We start from the raw sequence: 13949 nt of genomic DNA, 5'->3' as shown, positions 1-13949 counted from the left end.
ATCTTAAAGAGTCTCTGATCCGGTCAGGCGCTTGATGGTGCTGCGCAGGGTAGGGCTGTCGGGTTGTTCTTTGAGGAACTTGCCCCAGATTTGTTTGGCTTCCCGCTGTTTGCCATTGGCCCACAGGACTTCACCCAGGTGGGCCGCTACTTCCTGATCGGGGAAGCGATCCAGCGCCTGGCGCAAATAGCGCTCGGCGTCATCGAGATTGCCCAGGCGGTAATTGACCCAGCCGAGGCTGTCGAGCACCGCCGGGTCTTCCGGACTGATCTGATGCGCTTGTTCGATCAGGGCCTTGGCTTCGGCGTAGCGTGTGGTGCGATCAGACAGGGTGTAGCCGAGGGCGTTCAATGCCATGGCATTGTCCGGGTCGCGCTTGATGATCAGGCGCAGGTCTTTTTCCATCTGCGCCAGGTCATTGCGTTTTTCAGCCTGCATGGCGCGGGTGTACAGCAGATTCAAATCGTCAGGGTGCTGCTGCAAAGCTTTCTGCAAGACGGCCCAGCCCATGTCCCCCTGGTTATTGGCGGACAGGGTTTCGACCTCGATCAAATACAACTGAATTGCGTAATCCGGCTGCTCGTCGCGCTCGGTCGCCAGGCGGCGTTGCGCTTCGGCGGTCCTGCCGTTATTCATCAGAATATCGGTCTGACGCAATTGTGCGGGCAGGTAGTCGTTACCCGGTCCGACTTTGCCGTATTCGATCAGTGCGCCTTGAGGGTCGTTGCGTTCTTCGGCGATACGGCCAAGGTTCAGGTGGGCGGAGTCGACATGGCTATCGCGGGCGATCAGCTCTTCAAGCAAGCCCTTCGCCTGGTCCCAGTCCTTGGCTTCCAGACAGACCAGTGCCAGGGAGTAACGCAACTCGTCGTCTTCCGGGTATTGCTGGGACAGGCTGGCAAACTCGGCTTTGGCGTCATCCATGCGGTTCTGTTCAACCAGCATGCGCGCATAAGTCAGGCGCAGGCGCTTGTCGTCCGGGTATTTCTTGATGCTTTTTTGCAGCAATGGCAAGGCTTCTTCGCCACGGTTGAGCACTTGCAACAGGCGCGCGCGCAACAGAATCGGGGCGATTTCGCCTTCGTCCGGCGGATTGTTTTCCAGCAGGACCAGTGCGCCCTTGGCATCACCATCCTGTTGCATCAGCAAGGCCTTGCCGAAAATCAACTGGCTGTTGTTCGGGTGGCGCTGCAACAAGCTGTCGAAACTTTTCATCAAGCCGTTGCGCGTTTCCTGGTCAGTATCGGCGGCGGCAAGCGCAAGAAAGTCGAAATGCGTGTCACCTTTGCCTTGCAGGACTTTCTCCATATAGACCATGGAGTCGTCGTAACGACCGGCGCGGGCCAGTTGCACGGCGGCCGCACGCTGCGCTTCAAGGTCGTTTGGGGCGTTTTTTGCCCAGATCAGCGCGGTGTCCAGGGCGGCCTGATCGGCACCCAGGTACTCGGCAATGCGAAACGCTCGCTCGGAGATGCCCGGATCCTGTGTTTTGATGGCCTGGGTCACGTAGTTGTCCAAGGCAAGGTCGTAACGATTGCGTTGGCCAGCCAGTTCGGCACTCAACAGGCTGAAGACGGTTTCTTCACTGAATGAGCTGTAAACCTTGGGCTTTTCAGGGGCCGGACTGCTGTCTTCAACCGGCGACGTGCCGTCCGGCGACGCGGGTGCCAAGGCCTGGCAGCCGCTGAGGAAGACAAAAGCGAGGAGCAACGCGGAAGATCTATTCATATAGGAAAAGGACGACTAACCTGCGGTCGGATCATCATGACACAAGCCTTCGGCCAAACATAACCGAGTCTCAATCGAAGCCTTTATAGAGGCGGGACATTGGGACAATAGTCAGCGGTAGTTGTTCTGTCTGTGGCGAAGTAGGACAATTGCCGGCTTCACGTCACCATCAGCGACCTTGAATGGCCTTCCTTGCACTCGGTATCAACCACAAGACTGCGTCAGTAGACGTCCGCGAGCGCGTGGCCTTTACCCCTGAGCAGCTGGTGGAGGCCTTGCAGCAGCTCTGCCGCCTCACCGACAGCCGCGAAGCTGCGATCCTCTCCACCTGCAATCGCAGTGAACTCTATATAGAACAGGATCACCTTTCGGCTGACATTGTGCTGCGCTGGCTGGCCGACTATCACCATTTGAGCCTCGAAGAGCTGCGTGCGAGCAGTTATGTGCATGAAGATGATGCGGCAGTTCGTCACATGATGCGCGTCGCCTCCGGGCTCGACTCGCTGGTATTGGGTGAGCCCCAGATTCTCGGTCAGATGAAGTCGGCCTACGCCGTCGCCCGCGAGGCCGGCACCATCGGTCCATTGCTGGGGAGGTTGTTTCAGGCCACATTCAACGCGGCCAAGCAAGTACGCACCGACACCGCCATTGGGGAAAACCCGGTGTCTGTGGCGTTTGCCGCCGTCAGCCTGGCCAAACAGATTTTCAGTGACTTGCAACGCAGCCAGGCCTTGCTGATAGGCGCTGGCGAAACCATCACCCTGGTCGCCCGCCATCTGCACGAATTGGGCGTAAAACGCATCGTCGTTGCCAATCGCACCCTGGAACGCGCGAGTATTCTGGCCGAGCAGTTTGGCGCCCACGCCGTGCTGCTCTCGGACATCCCGGCTGAGCTTGTGCGCAGCGACATCGTCATCAGCTCCACCGCCAGCCAGTTGCCGATTCTTGGCAAAGGTGCGGTGGAAAGCGCCCTGAAGCTGCGCAAGCACAAGCCGATCTTCATGGTGGACATCGCCGTTCCGCGCGATATCGAGCCGGAAGTCGGTGAACTGGACGACGTTTACCTGTATAGCGTCGACGATCTCCACGAAGTGGTCGCCGAGAACCTCAAGAGCCGTCAGGGTGCAGCCCAGGCGGCGGAAGAGATGGTCTCGGTCGGCGCCGAAGATTTCATGGTCCGCCTGCGCGAACTGGCGGCGGTGGATGTGCTCAAGGCTTACCGTCAACAAAGCGAGCGCATGCGTGACGAAGAATTACAGAAGGCCCAACGCCTGCTGGCCAATGGCAGCAGCGCCGAAGAGGTGCTGGTGCAATTGGCCCGCGGCTTGACCAACAAACTGTTGCATGCCCCCAGTGTGCAATTGAAGAAGCTCTCTGCCGAAGGCCGCCTCGATGCGCTGGCCATGGCCCAGGAACTCTTTGCCCTGAATGAGGGCTCATCGGATAGCTTTTCGGATAAAAAACCGCAATGAAAGCGTCACTGCTCAATAAGCTGGACATCCTCCAGGACCGTTTCGAGGAATTGACCGCCTTGCTTGGCGATGGCGAAGTCATTTCCGATCAGAACAAATTCCGCACCTATTCCAAGGAATACGCGGAAGTCGAGCCGATTGTCGGCACCTATAAACAGTTGCTCAAAGTGCAAGGCGACCTTGAAGGTGCCCAGGCACTGCTCAAGGACAGCGATCCGGACATGCGCGAAATGGCCGTGGAAGAAGTCCGCGAAGCCAAGGAGCAACTGATCGAACTCGAAGCCAGCCTGCAACGCATGCTGCTTCCCAAAGACCCGAACGACGGACGCAACGTATTCCTTGAAATCCGTGCTGGCACCGGCGGCGACGAGGCGGCGATTTTCTCCGGCGACCTGTTCCGCATGTATTCGCGTTACGCCGAGCGTCGCGGCTGGCGGGTAGAGATTCTCTCGGAAAACGAAGGCGAACACGGCGGCTATAAAGAAGTCATTGCCCGAGTCGAAGGCGAGAATGTTTACGGCAAGTTGAAGTTCGAATCCGGCGCGCACCGTGTGCAACGGGTTCCGGCCACGGAGTCTCAAGGGCGCATCCACACTTCGGCTTGCACCGTGGCGGTGTTGCCCGAGCCGGACGAACAGGAAGCGATCGAGATCAACCCGGCGGATCTGCGGGTCGATACCTATCGCTCCTCCGGCGCCGGTGGTCAGCACGTCAACAAGACCGACTCGGCGATCCGCATTACGCACTTGCCGTCCGGTATTGTCGTGGAGTGCCAGGAAGAACGCTCGCAGCACAAGAACCGCGCCCGGGCGATGTCCTGGCTGTCGGCCAAACTCAATGATCAGCAAACCAGCGCCGCGGCCAATGCCATCGCCAGCGAGCGTAAGTTGCTGGTCGGGTCCGGTGATCGCTCGGAGCGGATCCGTACCTACAACTTTGCCCAGGGTCGGGTCACCGACCATCGGGTTAACCTGACGCTGTATTCGCTCGACGAAATCCTCGCCGGCGGTGTAGATGCGGTGATCGAGCCGTTGTTGGCCGAGTACCAGGCCGATCAATTGGCGGCGATAGGTGAGTAAATGACGATCATTGCCAGTTTGTTGCGCGCCGCCGATTTGCCCGACTCGCCCACCGCGCGTCTGGATGCCGAGTTGCTGCTGGCTGCCGCATTGGGCAAGCCCCGCAGCTTTCTGCACACCTGGCCGGAGCGCATCGTTCCCAGTGAGGCGGCGCTGACGTTTGCCAGTTACTTGCAGCGTCGTCGTGGCGGGGAGCCGGTGGCTTACATACTGGGGCTGCAAGGCTTCTGGAAGCTGGATCTGGAAGTGGCGCCGCACACGCTGATCCCGCGCCCGGACACAGAATTGCTGGTGGAGGCCGCGCTTGAGCTGCTGCCGGCCACACCCGCCAAGGTCCTCGACCTCGGCACCGGCAGCGGCGCCATCGCCCTGGCCCTGGCCAGCGAGCGTCCGGCCTGGAAGGTCACGGCGGTGGATCGCGTGCTTGAAGCCGTGGCCCTGGCCGAGCGTAACCGCCAGCGCCTGCACCTCAATAACGCCACGGTGTTGAGCAGCCATTGGTTCAGCGCCCTGGCAACTCAGCGTTTCCAACTGATCATCAGCAATCCGCCTTACATCCCTTCGTCCGACCCGCATCTGGTGGAAGGCGACGTGCGATTCGAGCCGGCCAGTGCCCTGGTGGCCGGTGTCGACGGGCTCGACGATCTGCGCTTGATCGTCGCCCAGGCACCGGATCACCTCGAAGCCGGTGGCTGGCTGATGCTCGAACACGGCTACGATCAAGCCCGTGCGGTGCGCGATTTGCTGTTGACTCACGGCTTTGAAGACGTCCATAGCCGTACCGATCTGGGTGGTCACGAACGTATCAGCCTGGGGCGCCTGCCGTGCTGAATGATCAGGAGTTATTGCGCTACAGTCGGCAGATTCTGTTGCAGCACGTCGACATCGACGGCCAGTTGCGCCTGAAAGAAAGCCGCGTATTGATCGTCGGTCTCGGTGGTCTTGGTTCACCGGTTGCGCTTTATCTGGCTGCTGCTGGCGTGGGAGAGCTGCACCTTGCCGACTTCGACACGGTCGACCTGACCAACCTGCAGCGTCAGATCGTTCACGACACCGATAGCGTCGGCTTGAGCAAGGTTGATTCGGCGATCAAACGCCTGAGCGCGATCAATCCCGAGATAAAACTGATCGCCCATCGCACCGCCCTGGACGAGGATTCCCTGGCTGCTGCCGTGGCTGCGGTGGATCTGGTGCTCGATTGTTCCGATAACTTCTCCACCCGCGAAGCGGTCAATGCTGCCTGTGTCGCCGCCCGCAAACCACTGGTCAGTGGGGCGGCGATTCGCCTCGAAGGGCAACTGTCGGTGTTCGATCCGCGCCGGCCGGAAAGCCCTTGCTACCACTGTTTATATGGGCACGGCAGCGAAGCTGAATTAACGTGCAGCGAAGCCGGTGTTGTCGGGCCGTTGGTGGGGTTGGTGGGGAGTCTTCAGGCACTGGAAGCTATGAAACTGTTGGTCGGTTTCGGCGAGCCACTGGTGGGACGCCTGTTGTTGATCGATGCGCTGGGATCGCGCTTTCGCGAATTGCGGGTCAAGCGTGATCCGGGCTGTAGTGTCTGTGGCTCCACACATGCGTGAAGCGCCGATTGGCGTGTTCGACTCCGGTGTCGGTGGGCTCTCGGTGCTGGCCGAGATCCAGCGTTTGCTGCCCAACGAGTCACTGCTGTATGTCGCCGACTGTGGGAATATTCCCTACGGCGAAAAAACCCCGGAATTCATCCGCCAGCGCTGCAGCATCATGGCCGAATTTTTCCAGCAGCAGGGTGCGAAGGCCTTGGTGTTGGCGTGCAATACCGCGACCGTCGCGGGCGTTGCCGACTTGCGGCGCGATTATCCCCAGTGGCCCATCGTCGGCATGGAGCCTGCGGTCAAGCCCGCCGCCGCCGCGACCCGCAGTGGTGTGGTCGGCGTGCTCGCCACCACGGGCACCTTGCAGAGTGCCAAGTTCGCCGCCTTGCTCGACCGTTTCGCCACCGATGTGCGTGTCATCACTCAGCCCTGTCCCGGCCTGGTAGAACTGATTGAAAACGGCGATTTGCACAGCGAGGCATTGCGCCAGTTGCTGGCAAGGTACGTCGAACCGCTGCTGGGCGCCGGGTGCGACACCCTGATTCTGGGTTGTACGCATTATCCCTTCCTCAAGCCTTTGCTTAAGCAGATGATCCCCGATGACATCAGCCTGATTGACACGGGGGCTGCTGTTGCGCGGCAACTTCAGCGCCTGTTGGCCGAGCGTGAATTGCTCGCCGATGGACCTGTTCGTGCCGCTCAGTTCTGGACGAGTGCCGATCCCGTTCATTTCAGAAATATCTTGCCGATACTGTGGAATACCTCGGGTGTTGTGAGAAGCTTCGACGGGTAGGTAGCGAGTTGGGGGGCGAAAGAGCAATTGGGATGAACTTTTGATCAAACGTCGACTTCTATAGCGTCAAGCAACAAAAAACCATACGAAATCGTTTGGAAAAGGAAGTTTCTAGTGAAGCGACTATTCTGCTTGGCTGCGATTGCGGCCGCTTTAATGGGGCAAAGTTTCACCGCACAGGCAACAGGCGTGGAGTTCGGGATCGGCCAGACCACCGATTCAACCATGACTTATCGACTGGGCATGCAATTCGATTGGGACAAGAGCTGGTGGCAAAGTGACGTGGGGCGTGTGACGGGCTACTGGAGCGGTGCCTATACCTATTGGGATGGCGACAAGACTTCCGGCAACAACAGCGTGTCGTTCTCACCTGTGTTTGTTTATGAATTTGCTGGTCAGTCCGTCAAACCTTATGTCGAGGCGGGGATTGGTGTGGCGTTTTTCTCCCATACCGAACTTGAAAACAACGACATTGGCCAGTCCTTCCAGTTCGAAGACCGTATCGGTTTTGGTGTGCGTTTTGCCGGCGGACATGAAGTCGGGATTCGCGCGACGCACTATTCCAATGCCTGTATGAGTAGTAACAACGACGGCGTAGAAAGTTATTCGCTGCACTACACCATCCCGTTGTAAACATGCCCAATGTGGGAGCGAGCCTGCTCGCGATAGCGGTGTATCAGTCGCATGTGTATTGACTGACAGGCCGCTATCGCGAGCAGGCTCGCTCCCACATTAGTTCTTCACCAGGCCGTCTTTCAGCGATACGCGGTGCTGATCCCTTGGCGCTCTTCAATGCACTCCGGTGCGCCCATCTCAAATTCCCGGCAGATCAGCGGACGCTTTTCGTAGATCGTGCACATCATGCTATTGCGATCCAGCGCGGCGCACCAGCCGTCGTCCAGACGCAGCATGACTTCCCCGCCCCAATCGTCGGTATCGATAAAACGTTCGGGTACGCCCGTATCGGTGATCAGCATCACTTCGAGCTGACAGCAGCAAGCCGCGCAGGTTGAGCACGTGACGGCCGGCTCGGCGATTTGCGTGTGGGGAATGGTTTTCATGGCGCGCAGTGTAAGGCAGTGGACCGGTGCTGTGTGAAAGGCCTGACGGACGCTCGGTATTGGGTATCTGAGGCGCGTCGCTGGGCCATGAAGTGAAGTGCGGAAAACAGCTGCCAATGAGGGCGATGTTTACAGCAGATCCTGAATCGGCGGGTTGCTGCGCATCATGCGTTTACCAATGGCCAGTTGCACCGCGTTGGGTAATTTCGACAGCGGCCAAAGCGCCGCCATGAAAAGGCCCGGAAAGGCGATCTCCAATGGCCGGTTCTCGAGTTTGGCGAAGAGGTGCCGGGCCGATTTACCTACCGGACAATCGAGCGGTACCGGGAAGTCACTCTTTGCCGTCAGCGGTGTCTGGCCAAAGCCTGGGCTGACCATGGTGACGTCGATGCCTTCCGGCGCAAGGTCCATGCGCAGTGATTCGAAAAGGTAACGCAGCCCGACTTTCGACGCGCCATAGGCTTCCGCTCGCGGCAGCGGCAAGTACGTCACGGGGCTGGCGACGCCCACCATGTGTGGCGCGGTGCCTTTGCGCAGCAGGGGTATCGCGGCTTCGATGCAATAAGCGCTGGCGAGCAAGTTGGTACGCACCACGTGCTCGACAATCGACGAATCAAACTGCTGAACGTCGACATATTCGCAGGTGCCGGCATTGAGAATTACCGTGTCCAGCGAGCCCCAGTCTTGCGCAATTTGCTCGCCGATTTCACGCACCCGCTGGCTGTTGGTCAGGTCTCCAGGCAGGACCAGCACTTGTCCGGGATAGCGCTGGGACAAGACTTTCAGCACCGCTGCCGAGCGTGAACTGACGGCCACATGAGCGCCGGTTTTCAGTATTTCTTCGGCCAGCGAGGCGCCGATGCCGCTGCTGGCACCGGTCAACCAGTAGCGCCGTGGGGGGGGACGACTCATCCCATTCTCCTTTTCAGCCAGGCAATCGCCCGGCCCAATATCGGTACATGTTCGTAATTCAGCACCCCGGCATTGAAGTAATCCCGGTGGCGATAAATCTTGTCGTGCCGGCAGGTTTTTGAACGCGGCCAGCGCCCGTTGTCGAGATGTGCTCAGATTGACGATCGGCGACGGATAGTCCGCCACGCCGAACAAGCCGCCGAGGTTGGCCGGGTTGTGCACGTCCTTTTTGTTGAGCCCGGCCAGTTCTGGCAGCCAGTGCTTGATGAACACGCCTTCGGCGTCGAATTTCTCCGACTGGCTCAACGGGTTGAAAATCCGGAACCAGGGCGCCGAGTCGGTTCCGGTGGACGAGCTCCACTGCCATCCACCGTTGTTCGCTGCCAGATCGCCGTCGATCAAATGCCGCATGAAAAAGCGCTCGCCTTCACGCCAGTCGATCAGCAGATTCTTGGTCAGGAACATTGCCACGACCATGCGCAGCCGGTTGTGCATCCAGCCGGTTTCAAGCAGTTGGCGCATGGCCGCGTCGATGATCGGCAGGCCGGTGCGAGCTTGTTGCCACGCCAGCAGTTCTTCCGGTGCATCACGCCAAGCCAGGGCCTCGGTTTCCGGGCGGAAGGCGCGATGGCGGGAGACCCGTGGGTAACCCACCAGAATATGTTTGTAGAACTCGCGCCACAGTAGTTCGTTGATCCAGGTGACTGCGCCTACCTTGCCGCTTTCGAACTCGCCCTGATTGCTTTGCAGGGCTGCATGCAAACACTGGCGGGGTGAAATCACTCCGGCGGCGAGATAGGCCGAGAGCTGGCTGGTGCCGGGTTTGGCCGGGAAGTCTCGTTCGTCTTTGTAGTAATCGATCTGGGCGTCGGCGAAGGTGTCGAGACGGCGTCGGGCTTCGGTCTCACCGGCAGGCCAGAGTTCGCGCAAGCTGTCGCTGGGCGTGGCGAAACCTTCAACGCTTGATGGAGGCGTGTCGCTGCTGATCGCCAATGGCGCCTGGACGGCGGGGGCACAGACCCGCTCTGGCGGTGATCTGTGCAGGCGGTCGTAACAGACCTTGCGAAACTGGCTGAAGACCTGAAAGTAAGTACCGGTCTTGGTCAGCACGGTACCCGGTTTGAATAGCAGTTGATCGAGGTAGCTATAGAAGTCGATGCCATTGGCTTTCAGCGCTTGGGCCACCGCCGTATCACGACGGCTTTCGTGAATGCCGTATTCCTCGTTGACGTGGACGGCGTCGATCTTCAACTGCTGACACAGGTCGAGCAGCACTGTCGGCGCTTCGTCCCAGCGTGATGCCTTGCGGATCAATAAGGGGATGTTCCGTTCGCCCAACGCGCGACTCAACTCGCTCAGGTTGCGCAGCCAGAAATCCACTTTGCACGGTGCATCATCGTGTTCCAGCCACTGCTCCGGACTCAGCAGATACACCGCCACCGACTGCCCGCTCGCTGCGCCAGCCGCGAGGGCGGTGTTGTCGTGTAGGCGTAAATCGCTGCGTAGCCAGATCAATTGCATGGTGCTTTCCGAACGACTCATTAAATTAACCCGCGCTGAACAAGTTCCTTATGCGCCGATAACGGGTCTTCGGCGAAGGACAAATCAGCGATTTCGGTCGTTCTTGCGGACAGCTCGGCGTGGTGGATGCGTACCGTAGGTCCGGCAATTATTTTTGGGCAACTGACACCATTCAAAAGTTTTGGCAGCTGCGAAAGGTTTATGGCATTGCTGGAATACAGCAGTACGCCGCGGGCTTGCAGGTGATCGACCGCCATTGCGAGCTCGCCGGCGGGCAAGGGCCAGTCGAACACCTCCACCGGGCAATCGGCGCTGCTGACCAGCCAGGCGGTGAGCCACAGGTGAGGTTCCAGTGGCACATCCGAGTGATTGATCAACAGCAGTGGCGCGGCGCGTAACTGACGGTTGTTATGGTAGATGCGTGCGCCGAATTTGCTGCGTAACCAGGAATAAAAGAACGCCCGCTCCATCTGCGCGCCAAACTGGCCCTGCCAACGCTGATCCAGTTCCGCCAACAACGGCAGTAACAGGCGTTCGCACAAGGTTCGCGGTGGATACAGCGCCATGGCTTGATTGACGGCGTCATCGAGGGCGCGTTCGTTGAGGTGAGACACCGCTTGCAGCAGCGTCTGGCGCGGCGCTTGCCAGTCGTTCTCGACGGATTCGGTAAGCGCTTGCGGCGTGTCCAGCAGTTGCTTGACCTGACCGACGGCCACGCCGCGGTTAAGCCAGGTAAGGATCGTCAGGATGCGTTGAACGTGTTCGGCAGAGAACAGCCGATGGCCCTTGGGTGTGCGTTGCGGAACGATCAGGCCATAGCGCCGTTCCCAGGCACGCAACGTCACGGCGTTGACGCCGGTTTGGCGCGCCACTTCACGGATGGGCAGCCAGCCTTCGTCCAGGGCTTTTTTAAAATCATCGCCAAGGTCTTCGCTGGCGCTGGGGTCGATTAAGGGTTTCATCAGATCGCGTTTCGCAGACTGAGATTTTCTGGATGCGGTTGCAGGTAAACCTGCTGCGTGATGTAAGTATCCGGGTGCTGGCGGAAATGGTGCTTGAGCAGGGTCAATGGAACCACCAATGGCACGATGCCTTGGCGGTACTGGCCGATGACGTGCTGCACTTCCTGTTTGTCTTCAGCACTGATGACCTGCTTGAGGTAGCCGCTGATGTGTTGCAGGACATTGGTGTGGGTGCGACGTGTGGGGCACTTCTTTAATGCTGCCATCAATTCACTGATGTAACGCGGGCCGAGATCGTCAGGGGTAGTCTGGTTCATGTTGCCCAGTAAATTCCCCAGGATTTTGTATTGCACCGGGTTATGCGCCATTAGCAGGTATTTGTAGCGCGAGTGGAAATCGGTGAGGCCGCGGCGGGTCAGGCCTTTTTGCAGCAATTGCTGCCAGTCGCTGTAAGCGAACACTCGGGTGAGGAAGTTTTCCCGCAGCACCGGGTCGTTGAGCTGGTCGTCTACTTCTTCCCCCATCAAGCAGGCGCTGATAGTGATTTTCGGTTTCACGGGGGCGTGGGTCATCAGAGCACCTCGAATCTAAACCTGTACAGAGTGGTGGTTCTGTAAAGCATGGCTTCATCATAGATTCAAAGGTGTACAAGTCAAACTTTATGTATAAGTTTTTTGGTTGGCAATGAAGACCCTGTGGGAGCGGTTGGACAGATGGGCTGCTGTCGACTTAGACAGCAGCAATTGACGCGGGTTGATGCGGATTACTGCATGTGTTCATGCAAGCGACGAGCAGCTTCCTGACCGCTGAGCCATGCGCCTTCGACACGTCCAGACAGGCACCAGTCGCCGCACACATACAGGCCCAGGTCGGCATCAGCGAGCGCGCCCCATTCATGGCTGTTGGCGGGGCGGGCATAGAGCCAGCGATGGGCGAGGCTGAAGGTCGGGGCGGGCATGGAGTCATGCAAAAGTTCGGCGAATGCGCCGTGCAGCTGCTCGATCACGGCCTCCTTGGACAGATCGATATGTTGCCGGCTCCAGGCGCTGGTCGCGTGCAGCACCCAGGTGTCCAGGGTGTTATCGCGTCCCGGTTTGCTGCGGTTGCGGGCCAGCCAGTCAAGAGGGCTGTCCTGCACGAAACAGCCTTCCATCGGCGTCTCCAACGGAGTGTCGAAGGCCAGGGCTACGGCCCAGGTCGGGTCCATTTTTACCCCGGCAGCGACCCCGGCCAACTTCGATGCAGCCGCCAGTAGTGCGGTGGCTTGAGGGGCGGGTGTGGCGATCACCACATGACTGAACGGACCGTGAGTGAAGCCTTCGGCGTCCTGCAAATGCCAGTGTTCTTCGCCGCGATAAACCTCGGTGACCCGGCAAGCGAACTGTACTTCCAGATCGCCGAGCAGACCCCGGGTGATGGCGCTCATGCGAGGCGTACCGACCCAGCGCGTCTGTTCGTCCGGCGACAGGCTGAGTTGGCCGCCGTGGTAGGTGTAGAGTTGCGGCGTCCACTCGGCGACCCAGCCGTTGGCTTGCCAACGCTGGACTTCGGTGACGAAGCGGCGGTCGCGGGCAGTGAAATATTGCGCACCCAAGTCCAGAGCACCCGCATCGCTGCGCTTGCTCGACATGCGTCCGCCACTGCCGCGGCTTTTATCAAAAAGCTGGACGACATGCCCTGTGTCAGTCAGGGCTTGAGCGGCTGAGAGCCCGGCGATGCCGGTGCCGATGATTGCGATAGGTACAGTCATAGGGGCCTCGTTTACCTTTCTGTACAGACTACGCCGTGGGTCAAACCTGTACAATATTGTTTTTTGGTATAACTTTTAGCGTTCTCGATCTGACAGCTTGGCCTATTGTTAAACACAGACCCAGCCCGATACCAAAGATCCCTGCTTATAAAAATAGACTAGTGATCAGGGTTAAACGCCACGCGAGGAAGAAGTCATGCACATATTGCTGACAGGCGGTACTGGTTTGATAGGACGTCAACTCTGCCGGCACTGGTTGAGTCAGGGGCATCACCTGGCGGTCTGGAGTCGCAAGCCTGAAAAAGTCGCGAAAATGTGCGGTACGCAAGTGCGTGGGATTGCCCGGCTGGAGGACCTTGATCAGGCACCGCTGGACGCGATTATCAATCTGGCGGGCGCACCGATTGCTGACCGGCCCTGGACTCACAAGCGCAAAGCGTTGCTCTGGAGTAGCCGCATCACCCTGACAGAAACGCTGCTGGCCTGGCTCGAAAAACGCGAGCAAAAACCTTCGCTGTTGATTTCTGGTTCGGCAGTGGGCTGGTATGGCGATGGGGGGGAGCGTGAGTTGAGCGAGGCTTCCTCTCCCGTCATCGATGATTTCGCCAGCCAGTTGTGCATCGCCTGGGAAGAAACCGCCCAGCGTGCCGAGGCCTTGGGGATTCGGGTTGTTCTGATTCGTACCGGGTTGGTTCTGTCGGCCGAGGGCGGCTTTTTGTCGCGGCTGTTGCTGCCGTTCAAACTGGGGCTGGGCGGGCCGATCGGCAATGGCCGGCAGTGGATGCCGTGGATCCATATCAACGATCAAATCGCCTTGATCGATTTTCTTCTGCATCAGAAAGTCGCCAGCGGTCCTTATAATGCGTGTGCCCCCAAACCGGTGCGCAATCGCGAGTTTGCCAAGACACTGGGCAGCGTGCTGCACCGCCCGGCGTTCATGCCGATGCCGGCCCTGGCACTGAAAGTGGGGCTGGGCGAGTTGTCATTGTTGTTACTGGGTGGCCAGAAGGCCCTGCCAGTTCGCTTGCTGGAAGCGGATTTCACTTTCCAGTTCACTGATTTGCGCGCGGCCCTGGACGATCTGTCCAGCCGCCTCTGAA

11 protein-coding genes and 4 pseudogenes are annotated in these 13949 nt (G+C 59.1%); 7 read left to right on the top strand and 8 right to left on the bottom strand.

Going from position 1 to position 13949, the window contains the following annotated elements:
- Positions 1-3: 3 nt before the first annotated feature.
- Positions 4-1728, bottom strand: a complete 1725-nt coding sequence (locus AC3ISI_RS24315; RefSeq protein WP_489334154.1) for a tetratricopeptide repeat protein — start codon at positions 1726-1728, stop codon at positions 4-6.
- Between the two features lie 182 nt (positions 1729-1910).
- Here AC3ISI_RS24315 and hemA point away from each other — a divergent pair, with 182 nt between their 5' ends.
- From hemA to AC3ISI_RS24285, 6 genes are all read left to right on the top strand, one after another.
- Positions 1911-3200 carry a glutamyl-tRNA reductase gene (gene hemA, locus AC3ISI_RS24310; RefSeq protein WP_489334153.1) on the top strand — a complete coding sequence of 430 codons (1290 nt, stop codon included), beginning with the start codon at positions 1911-1913 and terminating at the stop codon, positions 3198-3200.
- Positions 3197-4279, top strand: coding sequence for a peptide chain release factor 1 (gene prfA / locus AC3ISI_RS24305; RefSeq protein WP_489334152.1), 1083 nt, complete (start codon positions 3197-3199; stop codon positions 4277-4279). The genes hemA and prfA overlap by 4 nt, the downstream gene beginning before the upstream one ends.
- Entirely contained in the window at positions 4280-5110 is an 831-nt protein-coding gene (prmC, locus tag AC3ISI_RS24300) for a peptide chain release factor N(5)-glutamine methyltransferase (RefSeq protein ID WP_489334151.1), read from the top strand.
- A complete protein-coding gene (locus AC3ISI_RS24295) occupies positions 5104-5859 on the top strand; it encodes a molybdopterin-synthase adenylyltransferase MoeB (RefSeq protein WP_489334150.1) in 756 nt (251 codons plus the stop codon). The genes prmC and AC3ISI_RS24295 overlap by 7 nt, the downstream gene beginning before the upstream one ends.
- Positions 5852-6643: a glutamate racemase gene (gene murI, locus AC3ISI_RS24290; RefSeq protein ID WP_489334149.1), complete on the top strand. Its 792-nt coding sequence runs from the start codon at positions 5852-5854 to the stop codon at positions 6641-6643. Before AC3ISI_RS24295 ends, murI begins: the two co-directional genes overlap by 8 nt.
- Positions 6644-6757: 114 nt before the next feature.
- Positions 6758-7276: an acyloxyacyl hydrolase gene (locus AC3ISI_RS24285; RefSeq protein ID WP_489334148.1), complete on the top strand. Its 519-nt coding sequence runs from the start codon at positions 6758-6760 to the stop codon at positions 7274-7276.
- 122 nt (positions 7277-7398) lie between these two features.
- Here the strand turns inward: AC3ISI_RS24285 and AC3ISI_RS24280 are convergent, their stop codons facing one another.
- The 7 genes and pseudogenes from AC3ISI_RS24280 to AC3ISI_RS24250 all read right to left on the bottom strand — a co-directional run bounded on the left by AC3ISI_RS24280 (position 7399) and on the right by AC3ISI_RS24250 (position 12849).
- Positions 7399-7704, bottom strand: a complete 306-nt coding sequence (locus AC3ISI_RS24280) for a YkgJ family cysteine cluster protein (protein WP_007942663.1) — start codon at positions 7702-7704, stop codon at positions 7399-7401.
- Positions 7705-7833: 129 nt separating this feature from the next.
- Positions 7834-8580, bottom strand: a pseudogene (locus tag AC3ISI_RS24275) (SDR family NAD(P)-dependent oxidoreductase); the annotation flags it as partial.
- A gap of 32 nt (positions 8581-8612) precedes the next feature.
- Positions 8613-8762, bottom strand: a pseudogene (locus AC3ISI_RS24270) (nuclear transport factor 2 family protein); the annotation flags it as partial.
- Positions 8713-10137 (bottom strand): annotated as a pseudogene (gene phrB / locus AC3ISI_RS24265) (deoxyribodipyrimidine photo-lyase); the annotation flags it as partial. The pseudogenes AC3ISI_RS24270 and phrB, both read right to left, overlap by 50 nt.
- A 20-nt stretch (positions 10138-10157) precedes the next feature.
- Positions 10158-11099: a MerR family transcriptional regulator gene (locus tag AC3ISI_RS24260; protein WP_489334147.1), complete on the bottom strand. Its 942-nt coding sequence runs from the start codon at positions 11097-11099 to the stop codon at positions 10158-10160.
- A pseudogene (locus AC3ISI_RS24255) lies at positions 11099-11614 on the bottom strand (YbgA family protein); the annotation flags it as partial. The pseudogene AC3ISI_RS24255 and the gene AC3ISI_RS24260, both read right to left, overlap by 1 nt.
- 248 nt (positions 11615-11862) lie before the next feature.
- Complete coding sequence (locus AC3ISI_RS24250) at positions 11863-12849, bottom strand: NAD(P)/FAD-dependent oxidoreductase (RefSeq protein WP_489334146.1); 987 nt, start codon at positions 12847-12849, stop codon at positions 11863-11865.
- A 196-nt stretch (positions 12850-13045) separates the two neighbouring features.
- Here AC3ISI_RS24250 and AC3ISI_RS24245 point away from each other — a divergent pair, with 196 nt between their 5' ends.
- The gene (locus tag AC3ISI_RS24245; protein WP_489334145.1) at positions 13046-13948 is read left to right on the top strand and encodes a TIGR01777 family oxidoreductase; all 903 of its coding nucleotides are present in this window, start codon (positions 13046-13048) and stop codon (positions 13946-13948) included.
- The last annotated feature ends 1 nt before the right edge of the window (position 13949 follow it).

The organism is Pseudomonas sp. GL_139_B (assembly GCF_057834475.1).
This window is presented reverse-complemented; position numbering and strand designations above follow the sequence as displayed.

Excerpts from the sequence above, each read along its gene's own strand:
- AC3ISI_RS24315 (WP_489334154.1), bottom strand. The coding sequence starts at position 1,728 with ATGAATAGATCTTCCGCGTTGCTCCTCGCTTTTGTCTTCCTCAGCGGC.
- hemA (WP_489334153.1), top strand. The coding sequence starts at position 1,911 with ATGGCCTTCCTTGCACTCGGTATCAACCACAAGACTGCGTCAGTAGAC.
- prfA (WP_489334152.1), top strand. The coding sequence starts at position 3,197 with ATGAAAGCGTCACTGCTCAATAAGCTGGACATCCTCCAGGACCGTTTC.
- prmC (WP_489334151.1), top strand. The coding sequence starts at position 4,280 with ATGACGATCATTGCCAGTTTGTTGCGCGCCGCCGATTTGCCCGACTCG.
- murI (WP_489334149.1), top strand. The coding sequence starts at position 5,852 with ATGCGTGAAGCGCCGATTGGCGTGTTCGACTCCGGTGTCGGTGGGCTC.
- AC3ISI_RS24280 (WP_007942663.1), bottom strand. The coding sequence starts at position 7,704 with ATGAAAACCATTCCCCACACGCAAATCGCCGAGCCGGCCGTCACGTGC.
- AC3ISI_RS24260 (WP_489334147.1), bottom strand. The coding sequence starts at position 11,099 with ATGAAACCCTTAATCGACCCCAGCGCCAGCGAAGACCTTGGCGATGAT.
- AC3ISI_RS24250 (WP_489334146.1), bottom strand. The coding sequence starts at position 12,849 with ATGACTGTACCTATCGCAATCATCGGCACCGGCATCGCCGGGCTCTCA.
- AC3ISI_RS24245 (WP_489334145.1), top strand. The coding sequence starts at position 13,046 with ATGCACATATTGCTGACAGGCGGTACTGGTTTGATAGGACGTCAACTC.